Origin of the sequence: Mesonia hippocampi, assembly GCF_014197445.1 — a bacterium.
In the GTDB taxonomy this organism is placed as follows: domain Bacteria; phylum Bacteroidota; class Bacteroidia; order Flavobacteriales; family Flavobacteriaceae; genus Mesonia; species Mesonia hippocampi.
In genome coordinates this window covers 101,366-126,028 of record NZ_JACIFO010000006.1, presented here as the reverse complement: position 1 = coordinate 126,028, position 24,663 = coordinate 101,366, and the positions used below count along the sequence as shown (strand labels likewise).

The window sequence follows — 24,663 nt, the reverse complement described above, 5'->3', positions numbered from 1 at the left end:
CTATAAACATGAAACTTATCTATAAAACTTTTATTTTCATAGGAATATTAATTGCTGTAACCTCTTGCGGAACAAGTAAAAAAATACAAGCAAACAACCCTACCTCGCAAACAAATTACAGCAACACGAGCCAAGCAGACAGAATAACTACACATGCTAAAAGCTTTTTAGGAACAAAATATAAATTTGGAGGAACTACCAAAAGAGGTATGGATTGCTCTGGATTGGTATATGTTTCTTTCCTTAATGAAGGGATTGGTATGCCCAGGGTTTCTAGAGAAATGGCTACACGTGGCAAGCGTATTAAACTAAAACAAGCTCAAATAGGCGATTTGTTATTTTTTAGCACACAGAAAAACCGAAAAAGAATAAACCATGTTGGAATTGTGGTTAGTAAATCGCCTAACGTTCAGTTTATTCATTCTTCTACTTCACAAGGGGTTATTATTTCTTCTATAAACGAACGCTATTGGAATAAAGCATTTGTACAAGCCCGTAGTTTATTGTAATTAATTTATTTTCAGTAACTTTAAGCATGAAGTTGCTGAACAACATTGTACTTTACCTTAGTATTGCTTTTGTAATTGGTGTTTTTTTAGGCTTACAAACAAGTAATACTAGTCACGCACCTATATATTGGGCGGCATTTGTTATTCTGCTATTTGTTGTCGCGTACCGGCGTAGTCTAGTTATTTTTAGTACAGATTATCTTTTTAGCTGTATTGCACTTCTGTGCTTTATTGCACTTGGATTTCTTACCTCTAAGCTACATTCTCCTCAATATAAACCTACGCATTATATACATAGAAATTTAACCGAAACGGCTGCTGTTAAATTAAAAATAAAAGAAGAATTAAAAGAAAGTAGCTCCTACCAAACTTATATCGCTAAAGTTATTGAAGCAAATAACGAAAATGCTACTGGTTCAATTCTTTTAAAAATTAAAAAAGACAGTTTTCCTAAAAAAATTATTCGCGGCACGCAAGTAACAGGTGTTGGCAACTTTTCTAATTTCTACCCGCTGCTTAATCCTTTTGGGTTTGATTACCAAAAGCACATGAATGATAAAGGTGTTTATAAAATATTCTACACCCATCCCGCTCATATACAAACAACAAATTCTAAAAAATCTATTTATAGTTATGCCGATTATTTTAGAACTCATCTTGAAAATAAATTAGAACAATACAACTTTACTCAGCCGCAATTAGCAATTATTAAAACCATGTTACTGGGACAAAAAAGAGCCTTAGACAAGAGCATATCTCAACAATTTTCTAAAGCGGGTTTGGCTCATATTCTTGCCATATCGGGATTACATATTGGGATTATTGTAATGCTTTTACGGTTTTTGCTTTCTCCTTTCTATCGGTTTAAATATGGGCGGTATATAGCTTTAAGCTTGCAGCTTTTTTGTTTATGGGCTTACGCCTTTGTAGTAGGCTTTTCGCCATCTGTTTCTAGGGCTGTAATTATGTTTTCTTGTGTAGCTATTGGTCTTAGCATGAATACCAAAGGTAAAACGCTAGATATGCTTTGTTTGTCACTTTTTATCCTTTTGCTATATCAACCGCAGCTTTTACTTCAAGTAGGTTTCCAATTAAGCTATAGTGCCGTAATTAGTATTGTTGCCTTTTTACCTTTAATTAGGCCATTGTTTTACTCTAAATTTAAGCTTTTACAATTAGGCTGGGATACAATATGTGTTAGCTTTTCGGCACAGCTTGGAGTGTTTCCTTTAATTCTTTACTATTTTCACCAATTTCCTGGTTTATTCTTATTTAGCAATCTACTTATTGTTCCCTTTTTAGGACTTTTTATAGGTATAAGTCTTCTTGTGTTTTTATTAGCTTTAGCAAATAGTTTACCTGAATTTATAGCAGATTTTTACGCTTTTTGTGTTCAGCTTTTATTAGATAGTGTTGCGTTTTTTGGAAAGCAAGATTTTTTTCATTTTACTAATATTTATTTTGACTTGCCTATGCTCATTGTAAGTTTTGTGGGAATAATAAGTATTTACTACTTTTTTAAATTAAGAAAAAAAGTATTTCTATATTCTTCTGGCATAAGCTTATTTTTTATTTTAATATGTGTAGGAAATCACCAACTTCAACAGTATAAATCTGAGCAATTTATCATCCTTCATAAAAGTAAAAACACGGCTATTTTTGAACAAAAAAAGAGGCATTTACAATACAGTAGCACCGATAGTTTAAGCTATGTACTTGAAGGTTTTTTAAACCAATCGGGGATTAAAAGAACTTCCAAAACCCCGATACAATCTATCTATAAAATTAACAACAAGTTTTTACTTTGTGTAGATAGCACTGCTAATTATACCATTCCTAATGGAATAAAAATAGATTATGTTTTACTTAGAGAATCTCCAAAAGTAAACTTAGATAAACTTTTAAAGCAATTAAAACCAAAACAAATTATAGCCGACGGTAGTAATTATACCTCCTACGTTAAGCGTTGGGAAACAACTTGCAGAAAAAAGAAAACTCCTTTTTACTACACAAGAGAAAAAGGAGCTTGGAAATTTTCTTGGTGATTTACACCTTATTTTATTTAGTTACTAAATGTACCTTTAAAGTTTTTTTGGTAAGCTTCCCAGGCATCATTTGTGGTTAATTTTTTATAATCGTCTTGAGCAATCATCTTCAGGTAAATTTCTAACTCTTCTGGTGTGTGATAGCCTGTTATTGGAGCGATTACATTAGACTCTTCGTCGAAAAAAACCATACTTGGATAGCCCGAAACTTTTAGTGCGTGAGCAAATAAGTGTTGACTATTTCTACCCTTACGTCCTTTTTTATAATTAGGATTTGTATAGGTAAAGTCCTGATAAGCAACTTCTTCTGTTCCTTCTGCATTAAATTTTACCGCATAAAAATGTGTATTGATGTATTTAATAACATCTTTATTGGTAAAGGTATTCCTGTCAAGCATTTTACAGGGGCCACACCAAGTGGTATATACATCCATAAAAATTTTCTTAGGAGCTTCTTTTTGCGCCGCTAAGGCTTCATTCATGCTCATCCACTTAATTTCCTGTGCCTGAACTCCAATACTTGCCAGGATTGCAATTAAAAGTATACTTATTTTTTTCATGTCTAACTTATTACAATAATCGTACCTAAAAACAATTATTATTCTACTCCCTTCATTAATTTCTTAATAGGTTTATTGATAAAAATAATTAACAAGCCTGCTAGAATTGGAACAATGGTAAATATTAAAAAGAAGGTGGTTAAGGAATATTCTTCTCTAATATTTTCTAATTGCCCTCCTAATACAGCGGCAAATTTATTTCCAATAGCAATTGCTAAATACCACATTCCAAACATAAAGGCTATCATCCTTGCGGGCACTAATTTACTTACATAAGAAAGCCCCACGGGCGATATACAGAGTTCGCCAAAAGTATGGAACAGGTAAGCCAAGATAAGCCATATCATACTTACTTTTATGCCTTCTGCTACACCAAATGTTCCAAAAGCTAGCATCCCAAAACCTAAAGCTAGTAGGATAAGTCCAATACCGTATTTTTGTGGTGCCGACGGGTTGTATTTGCTTTCCCACCATTTAGAGAACACACTTGCAAATGCAATAATAAAGAAAGAGTTAAGGATACTAAACCATGAAGCTGTTATTTCCACCCAGTGGTTTTTCACCTCGGTAACTGTTGCTTTTACAATTCCGCTATCTCTATCTAGAGTTGTTGCATTTGTTTTTGCTCCTTCTAGACGTTCTGGTGTTAAGTAGCCAAATTTGGTATAGTTTTCATCTTTGGTGATGATGTTTATTTCTTCTCCTACTTTAAAGTCGCTAAACGCTTCTCCAATAATCATTCGTTTAGAAAAAACCTCTCCTTTTGCTTGAGAAGCATCTTGATCTATAGAAATAGGGATTTCTGCCCAAACTAAATCTCCTGCTTTAGTTAGTTTTTGTTTTCCTGTTTCTTCATCGATTACGGCTACTTTTTGTGCTGTAAACTCTACTTCGTAAGCTGTTGTGTTAAAATCTCTGTTAAGCATATAAAGCACTACACCCCATATTCCTACAAAACATACTGCTAAAACAATATTTGATCCTGGAATTTTTGCAAATGTTCTTTTTCCTAAAAGGAACAATACATAAGTAATAATAATTAGCGGTACAATGGTAAGTAATGCATTAACAATGTTAAATATAATGGCTTCGTTACCTATAAGCTCTCGGTTAATATAATCTCGTGCAAAAAGTACGAGCGATGTAGCTCCTTGTTCAAACCCTAAAAAGAACAATACGGTAAAAAAGGCAAATACAATTACGGCATACATTCTGTTTCTTACAATTGTTGCGTAACGGTTTATTCGTCCTATTACTAAGTATAAAAACAGTGCTAAACCTATTAACACGACAATATACTGCCCTTCTATTCCGCTAAGTTCAAAAGGGAATAAGTTTATGTTTGCTATTTTTGATAATGGGTCGTTTATAGCATAGGCTAAACCAACTATAGCTGTAATTACAATTAGTATTTTATCTACTAAAGTAAACGGGTTACGTTTTATTTCTTCTTTTTCGGTAGTAGTTTGTTCTGCTATTGCTTCTTTAGAAGGTACATCGCCTATTTTCCCGAATAGAGGTTTTGCTAACCAAAATTGCAGTGTTCCTAATAACATGAATATTCCTGCAAGACCGAATCCCCAAGACCAACCTACGCGTTCTGCTAAGTATCCACATAGCATCATCCCGAAAAATGCTCCTGCATTTACTCCCATATAGAAAATGGTATAAGCTCCATCCTTCTTTTTAGGAAGGTCTTTATACATTTCTGAAATAATAGAGGTCATTGTTGGTTTAAAGAAACCTGTACCTATTACCAATAAGCCAAGTCCTATATACAGCCATAGTTCTGTTTCTATAGCCATAGCCGCATGGCCTAATGTCATAATTACTGCTCCAATAACCACCGCCCAACGGTAACCAGTAAATTTATCGGCAATAACACCCCCTATAATTGGTGTGATATAAAGCAACATGGCATAAGTTCCAAAAAGTGCTCCTGCATTTTCTGTACTCCACTCCCAACCTGGGTTATAGCCAACAGCGGCCATAGTTAAAAAGTTGATAAGTAGTACACGCATCCCGTAGAAGGAAAAACGCTCCCACATTTCGGTAAAAAAGAGTACAAATAAACCTGATGGGTGACCTAGCACCTTACTCTTAAAAAACTCACTGTGTTGAGTTGTATCCGTTGTTGCCATAATTTTAATATAACCTGTTAATTTATTTTTTGTTTTTTATTTCTGTGTCTGCAAGTTCAAAACCTTCTGCTTCTAAGCCTTCTAACTCCTTTTCTTCTGCGCCGTGGGTTAATTTTTTAAGTCGTTTAAGAAATATTAGTAATAAGGCTCCAAAACTTACTGTAAAAATAGTTAGCCATAAGAATGTTTTATACTCTTGAGAGCTTTGGTCTTCTTCTAGCACGAAAGATACTTGGTAGTTTTCTCCATCTCCTTTATTTTCGATAATTTGAGCTTTATCTTTATCCTTTTCGAAAATGATATTGGCATGGTATGGGTTACTCTCGGTTATGTTGTTTCCTACTAAATCGTCTAACAATTTAGATGAGTTTGCCTTTTTATCTTCATTTAAAGCAAAAAGGTTATTCAAGATTTTATCGCTTTTAATTTCTTTATAGATTACTTTTCCGTTTTCCTGATAAACATTAGCTTTTATGCTAAAGTTTTTATCTTCATTAATTGGGTAATCGTAAATAGTAACTATTTTTTTATCTTTATTTTTAACCTTGATGGAATCTTTAGTCATAAAAGGTAGTACCTCTTGCTTATTCACTGTCATTTGCCCTTTATAAGGTTCTAGCTGTGAAGTTTCTCCTATACTTCCTGCCAATTTATTTCCAAAACCTGTGGCTGCGAAGTAAATACCCATCATGATAGAGGCGTATTTTATCGGGGCTAATTTGGTGATGAATGATAAAGACACGGGGGAAGTACATAGTTCACCAATAGTGTGAAATAAGTAGGCTAAAAACACCCAAATCATAGCGGCTTTACCAAAAGCTTCTGCACTTGCCTCTTTAGAAGCAAACATCATGAAAACATAGCCTAATCCCATAATAATGGTTCCTATTGCCATTTTAAATAATGATGAAGACTCTTTTCCTTTTTTTCTCCACCATAACCAAAAACCTCCGATAAGTGTTCCAAAAATAATTATGTACCCTGCATTTAATGATTGAAATACTGCGGCAGGAATTTCTTTTATAGATAATAAATTAATTGTTCTATCTACCTTAGCATCGGTATAAAGATTCATTAAACCTCCGGCTTGCTCGAATGCTCCGAAAAAAACAATAATGATTAAAAAAGATATTAAAAGTACAATTATCCTATCTTTCTCTATTTTGTTTAAAGGTCTTTTTGCAGCTTCTCGTTCTGCTGCAGATACTTTGGATCCGCCTGTAAATTCTCCTACACCTACCAAGAACCTTTGCCCCCACATATATACCAATTGTCCTATTAACATTCCTATTCCTGCAAGACCAAATCCGTAATGCCAGCCATAATAATAAGCTACTAAACCAACAGAAATACTGGCTAAAAAGGCACCAATATTAATTCCTATATAAAAAATGGTAAATCCGCTATCTCTACGAATGTCTCCTTCTTTATATAAGCCTCCTACCATAGTTGATATGTTAGGTTTTAAGCCTCCTACACCAACAATGATAAAAAAGAGTCCTGTAAAAAAGGCCCAATCTTGTGGTATTGCTAATATACCATGACCAAAACACAGTAATAATCCTCCTAGCATCACCGTTTTTTTCTGTCCCAAAAATTTATCGGCTACCCAGCCTCCTGGTATCGCGGCAATATATACCAGCATGGTATACCACCCGTACAACCAAACGGCATCTTTACTGCTCCAGCCTAAACCTGGGTCTATTGCAGTAGCTGATGTTGCCATATATAGTACTAATATTCCTCGCATTCCATAATACGAAAAGCGTTCCCACATTTCTGTAAAAAACAATATAAAAAGCCCTACGGGGTGTCCAAATAACTCTTTTTCTGAACTTACTTTTGTTGTTGCCATCTATTTCTATTATAAATTTTTTAAAATATAGTTTGTCATTTTATTATACAAGTGCAAGCGCGTATTGCCGCCATAAATGCCATGATTTTTATCTGGATAAATAGCCCAGTCAAAATTTTTATTGGCTTGTACTAAAGCCTCTATAAGTTGCATTGTATTTTGTACGTGTACATTATCGTCTGCACTACCATGTATAAGTAAATAATGATTATTATCGTTAAACTTATTTACATGCGTAATGGGAGAATTATCATCATAGCCCGATGGGTTTTCTTGTGGTGTTGTCATGTACCGCTCTGTATAAATGGTATCGTAAAAACGCCAACTTGTTACAGGGGCAACAGCAATAGCTAGTTTGAAAGTATCTCCTCCCTGAAATATACAATTAGAAGACATAAAACCTCCATAACTCCATCCCCAAATTCCTATCCGATTTTCATCTATATATGATTGCTCGCCTAATTTTTTTGCTGCGGCTATTTGATCTTCCACTTCGTATTTCCCTAGCTCTAACTGAGTAATCTTTTTAAAATCGGCTCCTTTTTGTCCTGTACCTCTTCCGTCTACACAAACGATTATATAGCCTTTGTCTGCAAGGTATTGATACCAATAATCATTTGAATTAGAACTTGTATTTGAAACCGATTGAGAACCTGGGCCAGAGTATTGATACATTAATAAAGGATACTTTTTTGAGGCATCAAAATCTTTAGGTTTTATCATCCACATATTCAAATCGTTCCCATTTATGGTCATTGTAGAAAACTCTTTAGACGAAAAATTATAGGCTGCAATTTTTTCTTTCATAGCTGCATTATCTTCTATCACCCGTACTTCCTCTAAGGTTTTAGTTTTGTACAGTTTATATTGCCAAAGGGTTTCTGCATTAGAAAACGAATTGATGTAATAGGTATAATCTGCGCTAAAATCCGCATAATTTGTACCTGCTTTGGCAGCTAATGCTCGTTTGTTTTTACCATTTATTTTTATTGCATACACCCCACGGTTAATGCTTCCGTTCTCGGTACTTTGGTAGTAGATGGTTTTATTGTTAGCGTTGTACCCATAATAATCGGTTACTTCCCAATTACCAGTTGTTATTTGTTTTAGTAGTTTCCCTTTAATGTTGTAGTGATAAAGATGATTCCACCCATCTCTTTCGCTTGCCCAAATAAAGCTATTATCGGCTAAGAAGTTAAGCTGATCGTTGAGATCGACATAGGCTTTATCGGTTTCGCTCAAAATTGTTTTTGTTGTATTTTTCTTGGTGTCTACCAATATAAAATCTAACTTGTTCTGATGCCTGTTCATTGCTTGCACACTAAGTAAGTTAGCATCTTGTGTCCATGTTATTACAGGGATATATTCATATTTTTTTTGCAGGTTTACTTGGGTTAGGCTTTGCTTTTCTAAGTCGTAAACATGCAGGCTCACCTTTGCGTTTTGCTCTCCTGCTTTTGGGTATTTAAAAACATCTTGTGTAGGGTAAAGCTGATTAGGGTATGTTCCGTACATATCCATAGAAAACACAGGAACTTGCGTTTCGTCGAACTTTAAAAAGGCGATTTTAGTCCCGTCAGCATTCCATTGATAAGCCTGAACAACAGAAAATTCTTCTTCATATACCCAATCAGAAATACCATTTATAATTTCATTCTTTTTACCATCTTGTGTTACCTGAATCACTTGATTATTAATAAGGTTTTTTACATACAAGTTGTTTTCATACACATAAGCAATTTTTGTAGCATCTGGAGAGAAATCTGGTTCTTGAATTGCTTTATCGTTTACTTGCTGAAGCTGTTTTTTTACTATATCATATACGTAAAAAACCCCTTTTGAAGAGCGTCTATATATTTGCTCTAACTCGGCAGACAACAAAGCCTTTTGTTGGTCTTGGCTAAACTCGTAAGTTTGAAAATAGTTTAAACCAGGAATCTCTTTAGCACTAATTAAGGTTTTTGTTTTCTCACCCGTTTTATAGCTATAAATATCTACACTAACATCTCGTGTTGTTCTATTATAATTTTGCACAGCATACTCTGTACCATTAGCCATAGGCTGTAAAGATTCTAAACGCTCTTGCGAAAAACTTCCGTCCCAAATCTCTTCTAAACTAAGCTTTTTATCCTGCGCATTTACCGTAAAAACAAAACCAATTAAAAACAAAAAAGAACACGTAATTCTGTACATAAAAGTGCTTTAAACTAAATTAAACGTCAAGTTTACTAAAAAAAGAGCAAATTTCGGGCATCCAAGGTGTTAAATACTATTATTTTGTTAAAAAATAAATTCCATGACAAAGCTCATCGTTTAATTCAAGATGCAAAAAATCAGCTAATTATCAGCTGTTTAAAAAACAGAATGGATTAAGAAAACCTAAAATACGTTAATTGATTTAGAGTAATTGTATCTTTGTAGATTATTAAACTAAACCTAGTGCGCCTTGAAAGCAAAAAAAGGATTTTCGAAACTTAGTAAACAAGAAAAAATAAACTGGTTAAGCCAGCATTATTTTTCAGACATCGATACTGCAAACAAGCTTTTAAAACAATATTGGAATACAGATGAAAAACTACAAAAACTACACGATGAGTTTACCGAAAATACCATCACTAACTATTATTTACCTTACGGAATAGCTCCAAACTTCCTTATCAACAACAAGCTCTTCACCATCCCTATGGCAATAGAAGAGAGCTCTGTAGTGGCAGCAGCGAGTAATGCTGCTAAATTTTGGCTAGACAAAGGCGGTTTTCACACCAAAGTTTTGGGTACAGAAAAAGTGGGGCAAATCCACTTTACCTATACAGGGAAGAAACAAGATTTAGAAGATTTCTTCCAGCAACAACAAGCATATTTTAAAGATTCTCTTACAGAAATAACTAAAAATATGCAAAAACGAGGCGGAGGAATTAACCAAATAAGCCTAGTAGATAAAACAAGTGAATTAGAACATTACTACCAATTGCATGTTACCTTTGAAACCCTCGATGCCATGGGGGCAAACTTTATAAATACATGCTTAGAAAAGCTTGCTAAAACCTTTAAAGAAACTGCTATAAATAAGCAGCTTTGCTCAAAAAACAATTCGTTAGAAATCATCATGAGCATCCTTTCTAACTATGTTCCTAACTGTTTAGTTAGAGCAGAAGTAGCACATCCTGCAGATAAGCTTTTACCCAACCCGGAAGATTCTATAAAATTTGCTCATAAATTTATAGAAGCTGTAAAAATAGCAGAAATCGAACCTTACCGAGCCGTAACACACAACAAAGGCATTATGAACGGAATAGATGCCGTTGTTTTAGCCACAGGAAACGACTTTAGAGCCGTAGAAGCAGGAGTACATGCCTACGCTGCTAGAAACGGAAAATACAGCAGCCTTACTACAGCTAAAATAGAAAACAATGTATTCTATTTTTCTATAGAAATACCACTAGCACTAGGAACCGTTGGCGGCTTAACCTCGCTTCACCCACTTGTTAAATTCTCATTAGAAATGCTTGGAAACCCCAATGCAAAAGAGCTCATGCAAGTTATAGCTGTTGCCGGATTGGCCCAAAATTTTGCTGCCGTAAAATCTTTAACAACCACAGGCATCCAAGAAGGACACATGAAAATGCACCTGCTAAATATTTTAAATCAGTTTGAAGCTACCAAACAAGAGAAACTAGCCATTACCACACTTTTTAAAGACAAAACAGTAAGCCATAGCGGAGTTGTAGAAGCCTTAGAAAAACTACGTAATGAAAACATATAACGCCAACGGAAAACTATTATTAACCTCAGAGTATGTTGTCCTAGACCAAGCTTTGGCGCTAGCATTACCTTGTAAATACGGACAACGACTCACCGCAAAACCTATTGCTGAAAAAAAAATTAGCTGGAAAAGCTATTTACACGACAACTCGGTTTGGATGGATTTAAATTTTGATATTTCCAACGGAGATTTACCTAAAATAAACCATCAATCGCCTGAAGAAAAATTCTTATATCAAATTCTTATTGAAGTAAAAAAGCTTAACAGTAAAATTTTTAACCAACAAGGTTGGGAAATAAACAATTATTTAGAATTTCCTAGAGATTGGGGGCTTGGCTCTTCGTCTACCTTAATTTATAACCTTTCACAATGGGCTAAAATAAACCCTTACGAACTGCTACAAAACACTTTTGGCGGTAGTGGTTATGATATTGCCTGTGCAGGAAAAAGAAAGCCTATTTTATACCAAAAAGCTAATCCGCCATTAATTACCGAAGTTCCTTTTTCGCCTTCATTTAAAGACAAGCTGTTCTTTATTCACTTAAACAAGAAAAAAAACAGCAGAGAAGCCATCCTACATTACCGCAATTTAGCTTCCTCAAAAAGAAATGAAGCGGTTAACGTATTTTCTGAATTAACCCAACAAATCTTAGCAGCAAAAACATTATTAGAATTTCAGGAATTAATAGATTTACACGAAGAAAAATTAAGCAATTTATTGGAAATTCCTACAATAAAAGAATGCCTTTTTCCAGATTACCCTGGAAGCATAAAAAGTTTAGGCGGTTGGGGCGGAGATTTTGTATTAGCAACAGCAATTTCTAACGATTTAACCTACTTTAAGAAAAAAGGTTATCCAACCATAATTCCTTACACCGAATTGATTTTGTAAATTATAGCTAAAAAACAAAACGATAAATAAAAAAGCTCATTTCTTTCGAGATGAGCTTTTTAAGTTTTATAGTTTTCTATTCTTAATAGAAACTTGCACGGTTATCGCTAATTTCTGCTTTAGCTTTTAGTGCTTCATATAGTTCTCTATTAACTTGCATCATTCTAGCTTGCGACTCTTGCGTAGCCATTTGCTTATACGATGGTAATGCCGGCGCTTCTTTCTTTGCTATAGTTTCTACCACAAATACACCTGCTTTACCTGCAATAGGCTTGCTTAGGCTTCCTTCTGCCAACGCAAAAGCAGCACCAACTACTTCTGGCTCACTTCCTGCACCAGCAATCATTGGGTTTTTCATGTTTACCGCATTGGCTGTTTGCACGCTTACATTTTGGTTTTTAGCAATTTCTGTAAGTGTTCCTGCAGTAATTTTCTTTTTAAGAATTTCTGCTTTCTTTTCACGTTGAATAATAGGCGTAACCTTTGCAGAAGCTTCTTCTACCTGCATTAATCCTTTTGGATATTTTGCAGTAACTTGGGCTACTACATATCCGTTTGGTAAATCGAAACGTTTTACGTCTCCTGCTTTTGTTTTCTCTTCAAACGTCCATTGTACTAAAGCTCTTTGGCTTCCTAGTCCAGGAATGTTCTCCTGCATATTTTTAATTCCTTTCACAGGCTTAGCTTCGTAATTAGCTTTTTTTACCTCTTCGTTATAATTGCCTTGTTTAGCTGCAATTTCAAATTTTGTAGTTTCGGTAAATAAAGCATTTGAGGTTTCTTCAGAAGGCTCAATTTTCTTTTGAAGCATGGTAACCTCTACTGCACGTTGTATGTTTTTAGTTTCTGCAATTTCCAACACATAAAAACCTGCTGGTGTTTCTACCACGCCAACTTCTCCTTGTGCATTATCAAATAAGTATTCGATAACTGGAGAACTTTGGTTTACTTGCGCATATTGCAACCATCCTAATTCTCCGTTTGCATTTTTAGTTGTTGGATCGTCTGAAAACGTTGTTGCTAATGTTGCTAATTTAGCTGAGTTGCCTTTTATCTCTATCAATAAGCTGTCTGCTAGTTTTTTGGCTTCTTCCTTAGTACGGCTCACCTCTGCTGCTCCTGTTTCTTTGTAAGAAATTAGCATTCCGTTTGCTTTTACAGAATCGGCTACTTGTTTTGTACGCACTACTTTAGCTACATTATAAAAACCGTTTGCCTTGTATGGCCCGTAAGTTTGCCCTGCTTCTAAAGTAAATATTTGTTCTGCTTGTTCTGTTGGTAAGTCTTTTTTAAAGAAATAACGAACAGCAGGTTGGGTATCTGAAAATTCTGCTAAGAAAGCTTCATTGTCTGTTACGTTAGCAAAACCTTGCAAGGTATCGTTAATCTTGCTTACTTGGTTATACACTACGCGTTTTTTAAGTAATTTTTGGATTTCTGCTTTTAATGCATTTTCATCTTCCAAAGAGGCTTTTTCTTCAAAATAAATATACTGAATATCTGTTGCCGCTTCCGACTTAAATTCTTCTTTATGCTTATTAATGTAAGCTTTTATATCTTCTTTTGTTACTTCTACATCTTCTATTTGGCTATAAGGCAGTGTTACATACTTAAAGTTTACGGTATTGTTTGCCAATTGGTAAGCAGATTTTCCTTCTGCCAAGGTAGCATCTATACCTGCTTTTACCAAGGTTAGGTATGTACCAACTTTTACTTGTTCTGCAACATTATCTTCTAGCATTACCCACTGCTGGTATGCTTGAGGAGAACTTGCTTTTAAGTTAGCCACGTATTCTCGCATTTTATTAATATCAAAAATACCTGCTTCGTTAGTAAAATTAGGGTTTCCTGCAAATTGCTCTTTAATTGCGTTGTTTAATTGGTCGCTTCCTACTTCTATACCTAAAGCATCTATTTGCTCTTTCATTAATGTACTACGAAGTGTTGCATCCCACACTTGGTTTACTGCTTGTGTTGTGGTAATGTTACCTCTAGAGTTACGTTGATAGTTTTCTACCTCCATAGCAAATTGCTCTCTACTAACATCCTCTCCGTTAATTGTTGCGATTACATTTTGCGATTTATCTGAGGAAAAGCCGCCATTGCTAAATAAATCCATTAGCACAAATGAGAATAGGGCTAATGCGATAATCACAATCAAGAAAACTGTTTTTTCTCTAATTTTGCTTAATACTGCCATAGTAATTTTTGGTGTTTATCTAAATATAGTGGGCGAAAATAAGATATTTCGTTAAATAATAAAAAAGTAAAGTCCTAAAAAATTGAAGTTTATATGCTTTTACTGATTCTCTATGCACTCTACTTCTACTAATTCTATTTTTGTGTTAGAAACTTCTAAAACGGTTAACTTATAATCTTGGATATAAAGTGTACCTCCTTGCTCTGGGATTTCTTCTGTTTGATTTACTATAAGCCCTCCTAAAGTTTCGTAATTTTCTTCCTCCGGGAGATTCAGTTTATAGGTTTCGTTAATATAATCTACCTCCATTCGTGCTGAAAAACGATAGAGGTTTTCATTTAATTGTTCTTCTATAAGTACGGGCGAATCGTGTTCATCTTCTATTTCACCAAAAAGCTCTTCTACAATATCTTCTGTAGTCATAATACCGCTTGTTCCTCCGTATTCATCTACTACAACTGCTATACTTTTTCTGCGTTTGGTTAAAACGTTTAGTACATCTTTTATCAGCATTGTTTCTGGAACATAGACCACGCTACGCATAACAGAGGTGATGTTTTTGGGACGTTTAAACAACTGAAAGGAATGCACATAGCCGATAATATCGTCTACAGAATCATTATATACTAATATTTTAGACAGGCCTGTTTCTGTAAATAATTCTGCTAATTTATCGATAGCCTCACCACTATCTACCGCTACAATTTCTGTTCGAGGAATCATTACCTCTCTTGCTTTTACATCGGAAAAATCTAATGCGTTTTTAAACAACTGCACCTCCGAGTCTATCTCTTCATCTTTTTCTACGGCTCCCATTTGCTCAGATATATAGTTACCTAGTTCTACTTTAGAAAATGCAAGCTGAACCTCATCTCCTTTTGTTTTAAAGAAGTGTTTAAGTACAAAGTCTGATATCCCTATCACAAAAGAAGAAATAGGACTAAAAACAATGTAAAAAATATAAGCAGGTAACGCCAAAATTTTGAGCATTGTATTGGCATATATCTGAAAAAATACTTTGGGTAGAAACTCTGCAGTTATCAAAATTACCAAAGTAGAAATAATGGTTTTTGTTAATAAAATCCCTTCTGTAAACAAATAGGTTAAAAAACCCACTTCTGACTGAAAGCTTGCCAACCAATTGGTTAGCAACCCACCCATATAAAAACCGTAAATTACCAACGCCACATTGTTTCCTACCAACATGGTGGCTATAAACTTAGAGGGTTTCCGGGTAAGTTTTTCTAATACACTACTTAAAAAGCCTGCTTGCTTTTTTTCTATTTCTACCTGAACTTTATTGGAAGAAACGTAGGCTATCTCCATTCCTGAAAAAAAAGCAGAAAGCAGAAGGGAGATTATAATTATAATTATATCGGGATTCATTATTGTTTTTGACTATCCTCTACTTTTTTTCTAAATCTTCTTTTAAAGAAAAACATAAATATAGCCACTGCTACAAATCCTAAAAACAAGTATGCTTGATTAGGCTCTTCATTCCAAATCCTATAAGCCTCAAAAGCAAAGAGCAATGCTATTACTAAATACGCGTATTCAAAAAATTTATAAAATTTCACCATTTTCTTATTTTTAAGCAATATACAAATTATTTATTAGGCTTTTTTACAACAGTATCAGATTCTTTAACCACTTGCACCCCTACGTTATAGCGAGAGATAAACTTGTCAAAATTTTTATTTGCATCGAATCCTTGCCCGTTATTTACTGTTCCGTTTTTAAGTTTCACCGTATACGCTTGATCTGTAAAAACCCATTGATTTTGTTGATCCCAATACAGTTGTTTACCTGTAAGGATGGTACTATCGCTAGTTACTACTTTTACGTTTCCGCGCAAATCTACCAATTGTGCTTTTGAGTATTCTATTCCATAATCGGCTACAACTGTATTTTTTTGCTGTTTTTCATCGAAAAAATACAGGGTAAGGCCTTCTGGAAATTCTCTATATGCGTAAGTTAAGTTTGTATAATCTAAAAGCTTTTTGGCACGTAAATTAGCTTGTACTTTTCCGCTATCTGTATAAAACAGATTTACCCCTTCACCTTCTGTTTGCGGGGCTCGAATCTTAGCTTCTAAATCACGTACTTTATGCAAACGGTCTTCGCATGAAAAAAGCATAACCGCAAGACAAGCTACGGTTATGCTTTGTATATATCTATTTACATTTTTCATTTTACAAGTTAGGAACGCGTACGCTCTCTCCTATCCAACAACCAATTTTTATAGAAGATCCTGGTTTTACACCTCCTGTAAATATATCTGATTTTTGAGGAGCTCGCTGACGGTAACTTGCCGCTGTTTTAACTGCTGTAGATTTTATAGATGGGTCTACACGTCCTGCTCTATCTGCATACTCTGCCGCTAACCAATATACTGCTCTTTTATTAAACACTGTTTCTCCGCAATTATTAGCACTGTTTGCATACATATTTCCGATATGCAAGTACGCTACTCCTAATGAAGGGTGAAAACTTAATGCTTTACGGTAATAAGATCTTGCGTTTGAATAGCTGTTCTTTTTTCGGTAATTATTTGCAATTTTCATGTATACTGCTGCTTTCTCTAACGGATCTGTTTGTAACTCTGCAGACTCGTTATAATATGCCAATGCTTTAGATGAGTTCCCATCTCTATCTGCCAACTGCCCTAGATAATATGCTGTTTTTGCAGATGGCTCTGCGCGGTGAAGCGCTTCTACCAGTTTAAAGAATATTGGATCTTCACATTCTTTTGCAGAGAGTCTTCTTGCTGCTCTCTTTAACCAATCAACATCGTTCTGTTTAGCTTCAAACTCTTTATTATAAAGCGGGACTAAGTTTTCACAATCGGCACGTTGTCCTAATAAACCGTTAATTCCTGCTTTAATTTTACTAAAGTTAGTTAAGTAAATTTCAGAGTTTTTAAGGGTACGTGTTTCTTTCGTGTCTAAGGCAACTCCTTCTTCTTGTTTTTTGATAAGCGGAGCGGCTTGTTCTGCTCTCATTACTTCCTGAGTTTCAATTTTTTTGATCAACTCATCGTATTTCTCAAAAACATCTTTAAGCTCTTTTTTTCCTGCATCTTGTAAATCTACCACAAGGTTAAAGTATGTATATAATGCTTTAGGACTGTTAAAAGAGGCTTGATCTAAATTCCAAGCTTTATCAAAAGCAGCATATTGCTCCTCTTTTGTTCCTATTTGATTATCGTACATTGCTTGAGCGATATCTGCATAAACCTCGCCTTTTTTGGTTTTTTCAGGAAAGTTAGCAAGCCTATCTTCATAATTGGCTATTAAAGCTGCTGCATAGTTTTTTTTAGTTGAGGCATCTGCATCCTTCAATAAACTTTTATACATACGCTCTCCGTACTGATATGTAGCTAAGCTATAATCTTTACATCCTTGTATAAGGGTTTTGTAATACGGCTCTGCTGCTTTGTAATCTTTAATTTTAGCACTTTGTACAAATAGCGATAAGGTGGTACGACAATCTACTTCTTGCGCACTTAAACTAATTGTTGCTGAACTAAATAAAATTCCCGCTAAGGCTATTATTGCTTTCGCTTTCATAGTTGATCTTATATAAATTAATTAAATTTTCTTTTTTGGAACCACTTATCGCTTAATGATAAACTTATAAATACACTAAAGAAGTTTTCCTTTACTAAGTTAGCTTTAGTTGTCCCTCTTACACCGTATTCTGCACCTATATTAACATTGGTAAACAGCTTACCTGCAGGTAGACCTAATCCAAAAGACATGCCAAACTCGTTAATGTCTTGATTATTGATACGCATTCCGTTCTCCTCATACCTAAATCCTGCACGGTACACTACTCTATTAAAATAGCTTGTAATGTCTTTATAGTTTGGAATAAAATATCCTCCAAGTGTATATTTATTAGCCTGAGTATAGGTGATATTATCCATCTCGAAAGAGCGGTTACTAAAACTTGCCTCTCCTCTGTATTTATACTCAAAGCCCGCAAACCATTTTCGAGCCTGCCCTATTCCTGCTCCTACGCTCATCTCTGAAGGCATGGTTAATTTAGTGTCCTGTACATCTATATCCATCTGTTGAAAAACAACTTCTCGACCAGAGTTTCGGCTAACCGTAGCAAGCACACGAGCATTTTCGGAATTTATTTTTGTTTCGGGTGCATATGTAAGTGCTGTTGTTAGTTGCAGCTTATCATCAAGTTGCCGTTGATAGCGTAAACCAAAATTAAATTTAAAACCACTTAAATCAGATCGGTTTCTCTCCCTAGTACCGTATTCGACTTGAGAAGGAAACAGGTACATATTATTGCGAATGTTACCAAAGTAATAGCCTCCTTCTACTCCTAAACTTAAATGTTTTGTAAGTTGATATCCTGCCGATAAAAATATTTTATTTACTCCCCCTCTTCCTTCAAATTCACTATTTTCGGTATCTGTATGTTTTTTAATTTCGTAACCTACAGAAGTGTATGGTATTAGACCAAACCCAAAGTTTAATTTCCCTGCTGGTATCCCTAAAGCAATATAATCTATTGTGGTTGTACCGAGACTCTCACTTGCATTATTATCTTTAAATGTTCCTGTATGATGTGCTCCTCCAACAGTAAAAGTAGTAAGTTTCAGCCCTGCAAACGCCGCTGGGTTTTGCAAGTTTAGGTGTATACTATCGGCCAATATTCCTAGGCCTCCCATCATTCTGTTCTCTGCCGTTCCTTTAAATTTAGGGGTTCCTATTCCGTAAAAAGAGTATGGCGATAAGGTTGTTTCCTGTGCATTCATCCCCCCAACACACAGCAGCACGATAAGTAATAAAAGTTTTCTAATCATCAATCTTTATTAAATTCTAAAATGGTATCTAATCCTTCTAACAGAAAATTAGGGTGGACAAATATGCTATTTTTTAAGTTCTTAGACAACAATAGACTATCTCCTCCGGTTAAAATAACTGTTAAATCTTTATATTTTTCCTTTATTCTATTTATATAAGCATCTATTTCTAACGAGGCTCCGCAAATCACTCCGCTATCCATACAAGCTACTGTTGTATTTCCTATAAGCAAAACGGGCAACTTAACATCTTCTGTTTTTAACAACGGAAGTTTTTCTGTAAACGTATGCATTGCCTTATAACGCATTTGGAGTCCTGGAGAGATTGCTCCTCCTAAATAAGTGTTTTTTTCTGTTAAAAAATCGAACGTAATACAAGTTCCTGCATCTATTACTAGCTTAGCGCCCTGTGCAGGGTAGCTTGCAGCCTTTGCCATAAGAGCGATGCGATCTATCCCCAAACTTAATGGCGTTTTGTATTTATTATTGAAAGGAACAGGTATTTTGTTTGTTAACTGAATTAATCTTAAACTCTTTTCTAAAAACTCTATACTTTCTAGCGGTATTTTTGCCACGCTAGAAACAATTCCGTGCGTAATTCCAGTATTTTTCTTTAAAAAATTTATCAACTGCGTAAGTAATTCTTCTGCTAGAAAACGCTCTTGATCAACAAGCTTACCTTGCTTAAAAACAGCAAGTTTACAGTATGTGTTTCCTATATCTAAAATTAAATTCATCATTATTTATATAAAACACAAAGGTACAAATTGTATTTTTATTTAATTTTATTTGTGTGTTATACAAAAAGCTTTTATATTTGCAACCGCTTACTAAGCGACTGGTGCCTTAGCTCAGTTGGTAGAGCAAAGGACTGAAAATCCTTGTGTCCCTGGTTCGATTCCTGGAGGCACCACCACAAAACCTCGACTTTTAGTCGGGGTTTTTTGTTTTTATAAACTTCTTATACAAAAAGACGATTCAAATTATTCTATATTACAACTTTTGGGAGGTAACCCAAATCAAGAACATTAACAGTTAATTAATAATCAATTCCCGAAAAAATATAATAACTTTGTATAGCCTATTTACCAGGCACTTTAGCTGAAATGAAAGTACTTATACTTTATATATTATGCTTCTCTTCTTTAATGCAATCTTTAATGCATTCGAGCACAAGTATTTATAACATAAGTGCCGCTGTAAAACATTACAACCTCCATAAAGCTGAGTTTAACGACGATGTTTATACATTTATCGACAAACATTTTGGCAAACAAAAAGAAGTCCATAAAAAGCACCATGAGCATTCAGATCATGAAAAACTTCCTTTTAAAGAGTGTAAATTTCATACACATAATTACAATTTGTTTATTCCTGACTATACGCTAGCATTAGAAATGGTTATCAAAAACTATAAGCCAGAACTCAATGCTGCTTATGTTAAAAACTTTGACTCTTTAAACTTACTCAACTTACTCGACCCCCCTCAGTTTATCTAATTAACAATCAAAACTCACTGATTTTTAATTAAATAAGCACAATCATGTTATCTAAAATTATTGATTTTAGTTTAAAGTCTAAATACTTCATTCTATTATTAACCACCTTTATTGTAGGTTTCGGAATTTTCTCCCTTACAAAAATTTCCGTTGGTGCTGTTCCAGACATTACCAATAATCAAGTGCAAGTAATTACCACTTCACGAAATTTATCTACCGCAGAGGTAGAGCAATTTATTACATATCCTGTAGAGCTCGAAATGTCTAACCTGCCTGGTGTAAAAGAAATCCGCTCGGTTAGTAAATTTGGACTCTCGGTAGTTACCATTGTTTTTGAAGATGATTTAGGCACTTACATTCCTAGGCAATTAATTTCTGAAAAAATTGATGCCGCGAAAGAAAAAATACCTGCCGCCTTCGGAACTCCAGAAATGGGACCTATTACCACTGGTCTTGGTGAAATATACCAATATACACTAGAGGTAGACGAGGCTTATAAAGACAATTACTCTGTGATGGATTTACGAAGCATCCAAGACTGGGTTGTAAAACGTCAGTTATCAGGAATTCCTAATGTTGTAGAAATAAACACCTGGGGAGGCTTCTTAAAAGAATACGAAGTAGCTATTAATACAGAAAAACTCCAAGCATTAAACTTAAGTATCGATAAAGTTTTTTCTGCACTGGAAAAAAACAACTCTATCACCGGAGGTAGCTATATAGAACGCAACGACCAAGCTTATTTTATTAGAGGAGAAGGACTTGTAAAAAGCCTAGAGGATATAAAAAAAATAAGTGTAGAAAACAGAGATGGAAATCCCATTTTTATTAACGATGTAGCCACCGTAAAATATGGGCACGCAAGAAGATTTGGCGCCATAACAGGAAACGGCGAAGGAGAAAAAATTCTAGGGCAAGTAATGATGCTTAAAGGTGCCGATGCTAACAGCACTATCCAAGCTGTTAAGGAACGATTAAACACCATAGAACAAAGCTTACCCGAAGGAGTACACATCAATGGTTTTTTAGACAGAAGCGAACTGATTGGAAAAACCACCTTTACCATTGCTGAAAACTTAATTTTAGGACTCCTAGTAGTAGCTTTTATTGTCATACTCTTAATTGGCGATTTACGCTCCGGACTTATTATCTCCTCTGTAATTCCCCTAAGTTTTTTAATTGCCATTAGCTTAATGTACATCTTCGATATCGATGCCAACCTAATGAGTATGGGTGCTTTAGATTTTGGTATTATTATAGATGGCGCTGTTATTATTGTAGAATTTGTAGCATTTAAAATGATGCTTAAACACAAGGATTTTAAAGCTTTAAAATCTCAAGAATACAAAAACTTAAAAGATAAAATAACACTTTCTGGAGCTTCAAAAATGATGAACTCTGCCATCTTTGGGCAACTTATCATCCTTATTGTTTTTATTCCTATTATGACACTCTCTGGTACCGAAGGAAAAATGTTTAGGCCTATGGCTATCACCTTTAGTTTTGCCCTACTAGGAGCTATGTTTTTATGTTTCACTTGGATTCCTGTTGCTTGCAGCTTGTTTTTAAAGCCTAAAATCCAGAAAACAACAACCATATCTTATAGGTTTATGCATTTTGCTAAAAAAACCTATCTTCCTATCTTAAAATGGTCACTAGCAAAACCTAAAATAATTATAGGCGCTGCTATTTTTCTTATTATACTTGGCGGATTTACATTTTCTAGAATGGGAAGTGAATTTGTACCCACCTTAGACGAAGGCGACTTTGTAATTCAACCTGTACTAAAAACAGGAAAATCACTAAACAGTACTATCGAGCGCACAACCATGATAGAAAAAATTCTGTTAGAACGTTTTCCAGAGGTCATACAAGTAGTCAGCCGAATTGGAGCCGCCGAAGTTCCTACCGACCCTATGTCTATGCAAGATTCTGATGTTATTATCCGATTAAAACCAAAAAGCGAATGGGTATCTGCCGATACAAAAGATGAGCTTGCCGATAAAATGAAAGAAGCTTTAAGTGTAATTCCGGGTATGGAAATACAGTTTACCCAACCCATAGAAATGCGTTTTAATGAGCTTGTTAGCGGTGTACAAACCGATATTGCTATTAAAATTTTTGGAGAAGATTTAAACATCCTAGCCGCCAAAGCAAACGAAGTACAACATTTAATAAGCAATATTGAAGGAGCAGCCGACATTAGCGTAGAGAAAACCGTTGGTTTACCCGAAATGACCGTAAACTATAAGCGCGATAAAATTGCACGCTACGGTTTAAATATAGAAGATATAAACAATATTGTTGCCGCTGGTTTTGCAGGTAAGCAAGTTGGGGTTGTTTTTGAAGGAGAACGCAGGTTTGATATTGTAGTACGTTTAGATGATAAAAATAGACAAGACATCAGCGATGTAGAAAACCTAATGATTGATACACCCGAGTCTGGTAAAATTCCGCTTAGCGAAGTAGCAGAAATTAAACTCCAAAAAGGTCCTGCAAAAATCTCTAGAGACGAAACAAAAAGACGTATTGTAATTGGAGTAAACGTAAGAAACCGCGATTTAAAATCGGTAGTAACCGATATTCAAAATACCTTAACTACAAGTTTAACACTTCCTACAGGTTATAGCGTTACTTACGGGGGAGAATTTGAAAACTTAGAAAGCGCCAGTAAACGATTAAAAATAGTAGTACCCATTATACTTGTTTTAATCTACCTACTACTACTTTTTGCATTAAAAAAACACCGCGATGCCTTATTAATATTTACAGCCATACCATTTGCATCTGTTGGCGGAATTTTATTTTTATGGTTACGAGATATGCCTTTTAGTATTTCTGCAGGTGTTGGGTTTATTGCTTTATTTGGGATTGCGGTATTAAATGGTATCATCCTTGCCGAATATTTTAAAAGTCTTAAACAAAACAAACCCAAGCTTACAAAAGCAGACATTATCACCGCTACACAAGAGCGTTTACGAGCCGTATTATTAACTGCCAGTTCAACCGCCTTAGGGTTTCTTCCTATGGCAATATCAACAGGAGCTGGTGCCGAGGTTCAAAAACCATTGGCCACGGTAGTTATTGGCGGGCTCGCTACTTCTACCTTATTAACACTTATTGTTTTACCCGTTCTTTATATGATTGTAGAAAACAGAATAAAAAAACCTAATTTACCCAAAACAGCCATTAGTATTGTTGTGTTAAGCTTACTTAGCTTTTCTGGGTTTTCGCAAGAAAAAGAAATTGAGAAGCTAGAAGCCCAAATGCTTAAAAACAATAACAACTTAAAAGCACAACAGCTAAACACTCAAGCACTAAAAACAGAAGAAGGAAATGCTTACCAATTTGATAAAACAAGTTTCTCTTATAGTCATGATAACTTAGAGACAGATCCTATGTATGGGGAATCTATTTACACGTATAGCCTTGCTCAAGATTTTAAGTTTCCAACTGTTTATGGCTCACAAAAACGCTTGTTAAAAACCAAGACAGCCTATGCTGAAACCCAAACGGAACTCAACATAATCTTACAGAAAAAAGCCCTTCGTTTAGCTTATCAAAACTATTTAACCAATACAACGGAATTAAAAATTTATAGACAATTAGATAGTATTTATAGCGATTTTACATACATGGCAAAACGAAAATTTGAAGAAGGAGAATCTAATTATTTAGAAAAAATAACTGCTGAAGCCAAACAACAGCAATTAGAAGTAAAGCTTAACGAGTTAAAGGAAAATCGTAATAATGCCCTTCTAGCCTTACAACAAATTATTCAGCCTGACGGCGAACTTTTATTAAAAAACGATTCGTTGGCACCTTTAAGCTTAAACTTAGATTTAATTGCCAGCAACCCTAGCTTAACCTTAGAAGAGCTCAACGTTAAGCTATCAGAACAAGAAGTATCATTAGCAAAAAATGAGTTGTTGCCAGACATTAGCCTTAGTTACTCTTTAAAAACCAACAGCTATATTTCAAACAACTACGATGCTTATCAAATTGGTGTTAAAATCCCGCTTTTATTTTTTGGAAACAGGGCAAAAATCAAAGCGCTAAAATACAGGGCTTCTGCTGCTGCTTTAATAAAAGAGCAAAAACAATTAGATTTTGATACCAAAAAACAACAGCTTCTAAACAACTACCAAACGCAAAAAAACAGTTTAGACAACTTTAAAAGCCATCAGCTTATTATTGCCGATGAGATTATCAAAAACGCTACTTCTAGCTATAAAAATGGCGAGATAGATTTTTTTAGGTACGTTCAAAGTATCGAAAACGCACAAGAGATAAAACTGGCTTATCTCAAGCTTCTAAGCGCTTATAATTACAGTACCATTCAGCTTAATTACTTTACCTTAAATTACTAAAACA

The 24,663-nt window shown here is 34.8% G+C and carries 17 protein-coding genes and 1 tRNA gene; 7 read left to right on the top strand and 11 right to left on the bottom strand.

Annotation, left to right across the window (positions count from 1 at the left end):
• The first annotated feature begins 8 nt into the window (after positions 1 to 8).
• Both GGR32_RS08325 and GGR32_RS08320 read left to right on the top strand, forming a co-directional pair.
• Positions 9 to 509 (top strand): C40 family peptidase, encoded by a 501-nt coding sequence (locus tag GGR32_RS08325; RefSeq protein WP_183477741.1) that lies wholly within the window; start codon positions 9 to 11, stop codon positions 507 to 509.
• A 26-nt stretch (positions 510 to 535) separates the two neighbouring features.
• Positions 536 to 2,554, top strand: coding sequence for a ComEC/Rec2 family competence protein (locus GGR32_RS08320; RefSeq protein WP_183477740.1), 2,019 nt, complete (start codon positions 536 to 538; stop codon positions 2,552 to 2,554).
• A 17-nt stretch (positions 2,555 to 2,571) separates the two neighbouring features.
• Here GGR32_RS08320 and GGR32_RS08315 read toward each other — a convergent pair whose 3' ends face one another.
• Genes GGR32_RS08315 through GGR32_RS08300 form a run of 4 tightly spaced genes read right to left on the bottom strand, consistent with a single transcriptional unit; the run spans position 2,572 to position 9,303 of the window.
• Complete coding sequence (locus GGR32_RS08315; RefSeq protein WP_183477739.1) at positions 2,572 to 3,114, bottom strand: thioredoxin family protein; 543 nt, start codon at positions 3,112 to 3,114, stop codon at positions 2,572 to 2,574.
• Positions 3,115 to 3,152: 38 nt separating this feature from the next.
• Positions 3,153 to 5,255, bottom strand: a complete 2,103-nt coding sequence (locus GGR32_RS08310; RefSeq protein WP_183477738.1) for a peptide MFS transporter — start codon at positions 5,253 to 5,255, stop codon at positions 3,153 to 3,155.
• Between the two features lie 22 nt (positions 5,256 to 5,277).
• A complete protein-coding gene (locus GGR32_RS08305) occupies positions 5,278 to 7,110 on the bottom strand; it encodes a peptide MFS transporter (protein ID WP_183477737.1) in 1,833 nt (610 codons plus the stop codon).
• A gap of 9 nt (positions 7,111 to 7,119) precedes the next feature.
• Positions 7,120 to 9,303: a S9 family peptidase gene (locus tag GGR32_RS08300; RefSeq protein WP_183477736.1), complete on the bottom strand. Its 2,184-nt coding sequence runs from the start codon at positions 9,301 to 9,303 to the stop codon at positions 7,120 to 7,122.
• Between the two features lie 253 nt (positions 9,304 to 9,556).
• Between GGR32_RS08300 and GGR32_RS08295 the strand changes: the two genes are divergently transcribed.
• A complete protein-coding gene (locus GGR32_RS08295) occupies positions 9,557 to 10,873 on the top strand; it encodes a hydroxymethylglutaryl-CoA reductase, degradative (protein WP_183477735.1) in 1,317 nt (438 codons plus the stop codon).
• Positions 10,860 to 11,765, top strand: coding sequence for a GYDIA family GHMP kinase (locus tag GGR32_RS08290; protein WP_183477734.1), 906 nt, complete (start codon positions 10,860 to 10,862; stop codon positions 11,763 to 11,765). The genes GGR32_RS08295 and GGR32_RS08290 overlap by 14 nt, the downstream gene beginning before the upstream one ends.
• Positions 11,766 to 11,847: 82 nt before the next feature.
• On the opposite strand, the gene GGR32_RS08285 is transcribed toward GGR32_RS08290, so the two are convergent.
• The 7 genes from GGR32_RS08285 to GGR32_RS08255 form a co-directional block, all read right to left on the bottom strand.
• Positions 11,848 to 13,965, bottom strand: coding sequence for a peptidylprolyl isomerase (locus GGR32_RS08285; RefSeq protein WP_183477733.1), 2,118 nt, complete (start codon positions 13,963 to 13,965; stop codon positions 11,848 to 11,850).
• Positions 13,966 to 14,064: 99 nt separating this feature from the next.
• A complete protein-coding gene (locus tag GGR32_RS08280) occupies positions 14,065 to 15,351 on the bottom strand; it encodes a hemolysin family protein (RefSeq protein ID WP_183477732.1) in 1,287 nt (428 codons plus the stop codon).
• Positions 15,351 to 15,545 carry an LPXTG cell wall anchor domain-containing protein gene (locus GGR32_RS08275; protein WP_183477731.1) on the bottom strand — a complete coding sequence of 65 codons (195 nt, stop codon included), beginning with the start codon at positions 15,543 to 15,545 and terminating at the stop codon, positions 15,351 to 15,353. Before GGR32_RS08275 ends, GGR32_RS08280 begins: the two co-directional genes overlap by 1 nt.
• Before the next feature lie 26 nt (positions 15,546 to 15,571).
• Positions 15,572 to 16,156 carry an LPS export ABC transporter periplasmic protein LptC gene (gene lptC / locus GGR32_RS08270; RefSeq protein ID WP_183477730.1) on the bottom strand — a complete coding sequence of 195 codons (585 nt, stop codon included), beginning with the start codon at positions 16,154 to 16,156 and terminating at the stop codon, positions 15,572 to 15,574.
• 1 nt (position 16,157) lies between these two features.
• Positions 16,158 to 17,534: a hypothetical protein gene (locus GGR32_RS08265; RefSeq protein ID WP_183477729.1), complete on the bottom strand. Its 1,377-nt coding sequence runs from the start codon at positions 17,532 to 17,534 to the stop codon at positions 16,158 to 16,160.
• A gap of 17 nt (positions 17,535 to 17,551) precedes the next feature.
• Positions 17,552 to 18,790 carry a BamG family beta-barrel-assembly machinery protein gene (gene bamG / locus GGR32_RS08260; RefSeq protein ID WP_183477728.1) on the bottom strand — a complete coding sequence of 413 codons (1,239 nt, stop codon included), beginning with the start codon at positions 18,788 to 18,790 and terminating at the stop codon, positions 17,552 to 17,554.
• A complete protein-coding gene (locus GGR32_RS08255) occupies positions 18,790 to 19,530 on the bottom strand; it encodes a type III pantothenate kinase (protein ID WP_343066437.1) in 741 nt (246 codons plus the stop codon). Before GGR32_RS08255 ends, bamG begins: the two co-directional genes overlap by 1 nt.
• 100 nt (positions 19,531 to 19,630) lie before the next feature.
• Here GGR32_RS08255 and GGR32_RS08250 point away from each other — a divergent pair.
• The 3 genes from GGR32_RS08250 (at position 19,631) to GGR32_RS08240 (ending at position 24,659) form a co-directional block, all read left to right on the top strand.
• A tRNA-Phe gene (locus GGR32_RS08250) sits at positions 19,631 to 19,706 on the top strand.
• 244 nt (positions 19,707 to 19,950) lie between these two features.
• Positions 19,951 to 20,289, top strand: coding sequence for a hypothetical protein (locus GGR32_RS08245; protein ID WP_183477727.1), 339 nt, complete (start codon positions 19,951 to 19,953; stop codon positions 20,287 to 20,289).
• Positions 20,290 to 20,333: 44 nt separating this feature from the next.
• Positions 20,334 to 24,659, top strand: coding sequence for a CusA/CzcA family heavy metal efflux RND transporter (locus tag GGR32_RS08240; protein WP_183477726.1), 4,326 nt, complete (start codon positions 20,334 to 20,336; stop codon positions 24,657 to 24,659).
• Positions 24,660 to 24,663 lie beyond the last annotated feature (4 nt).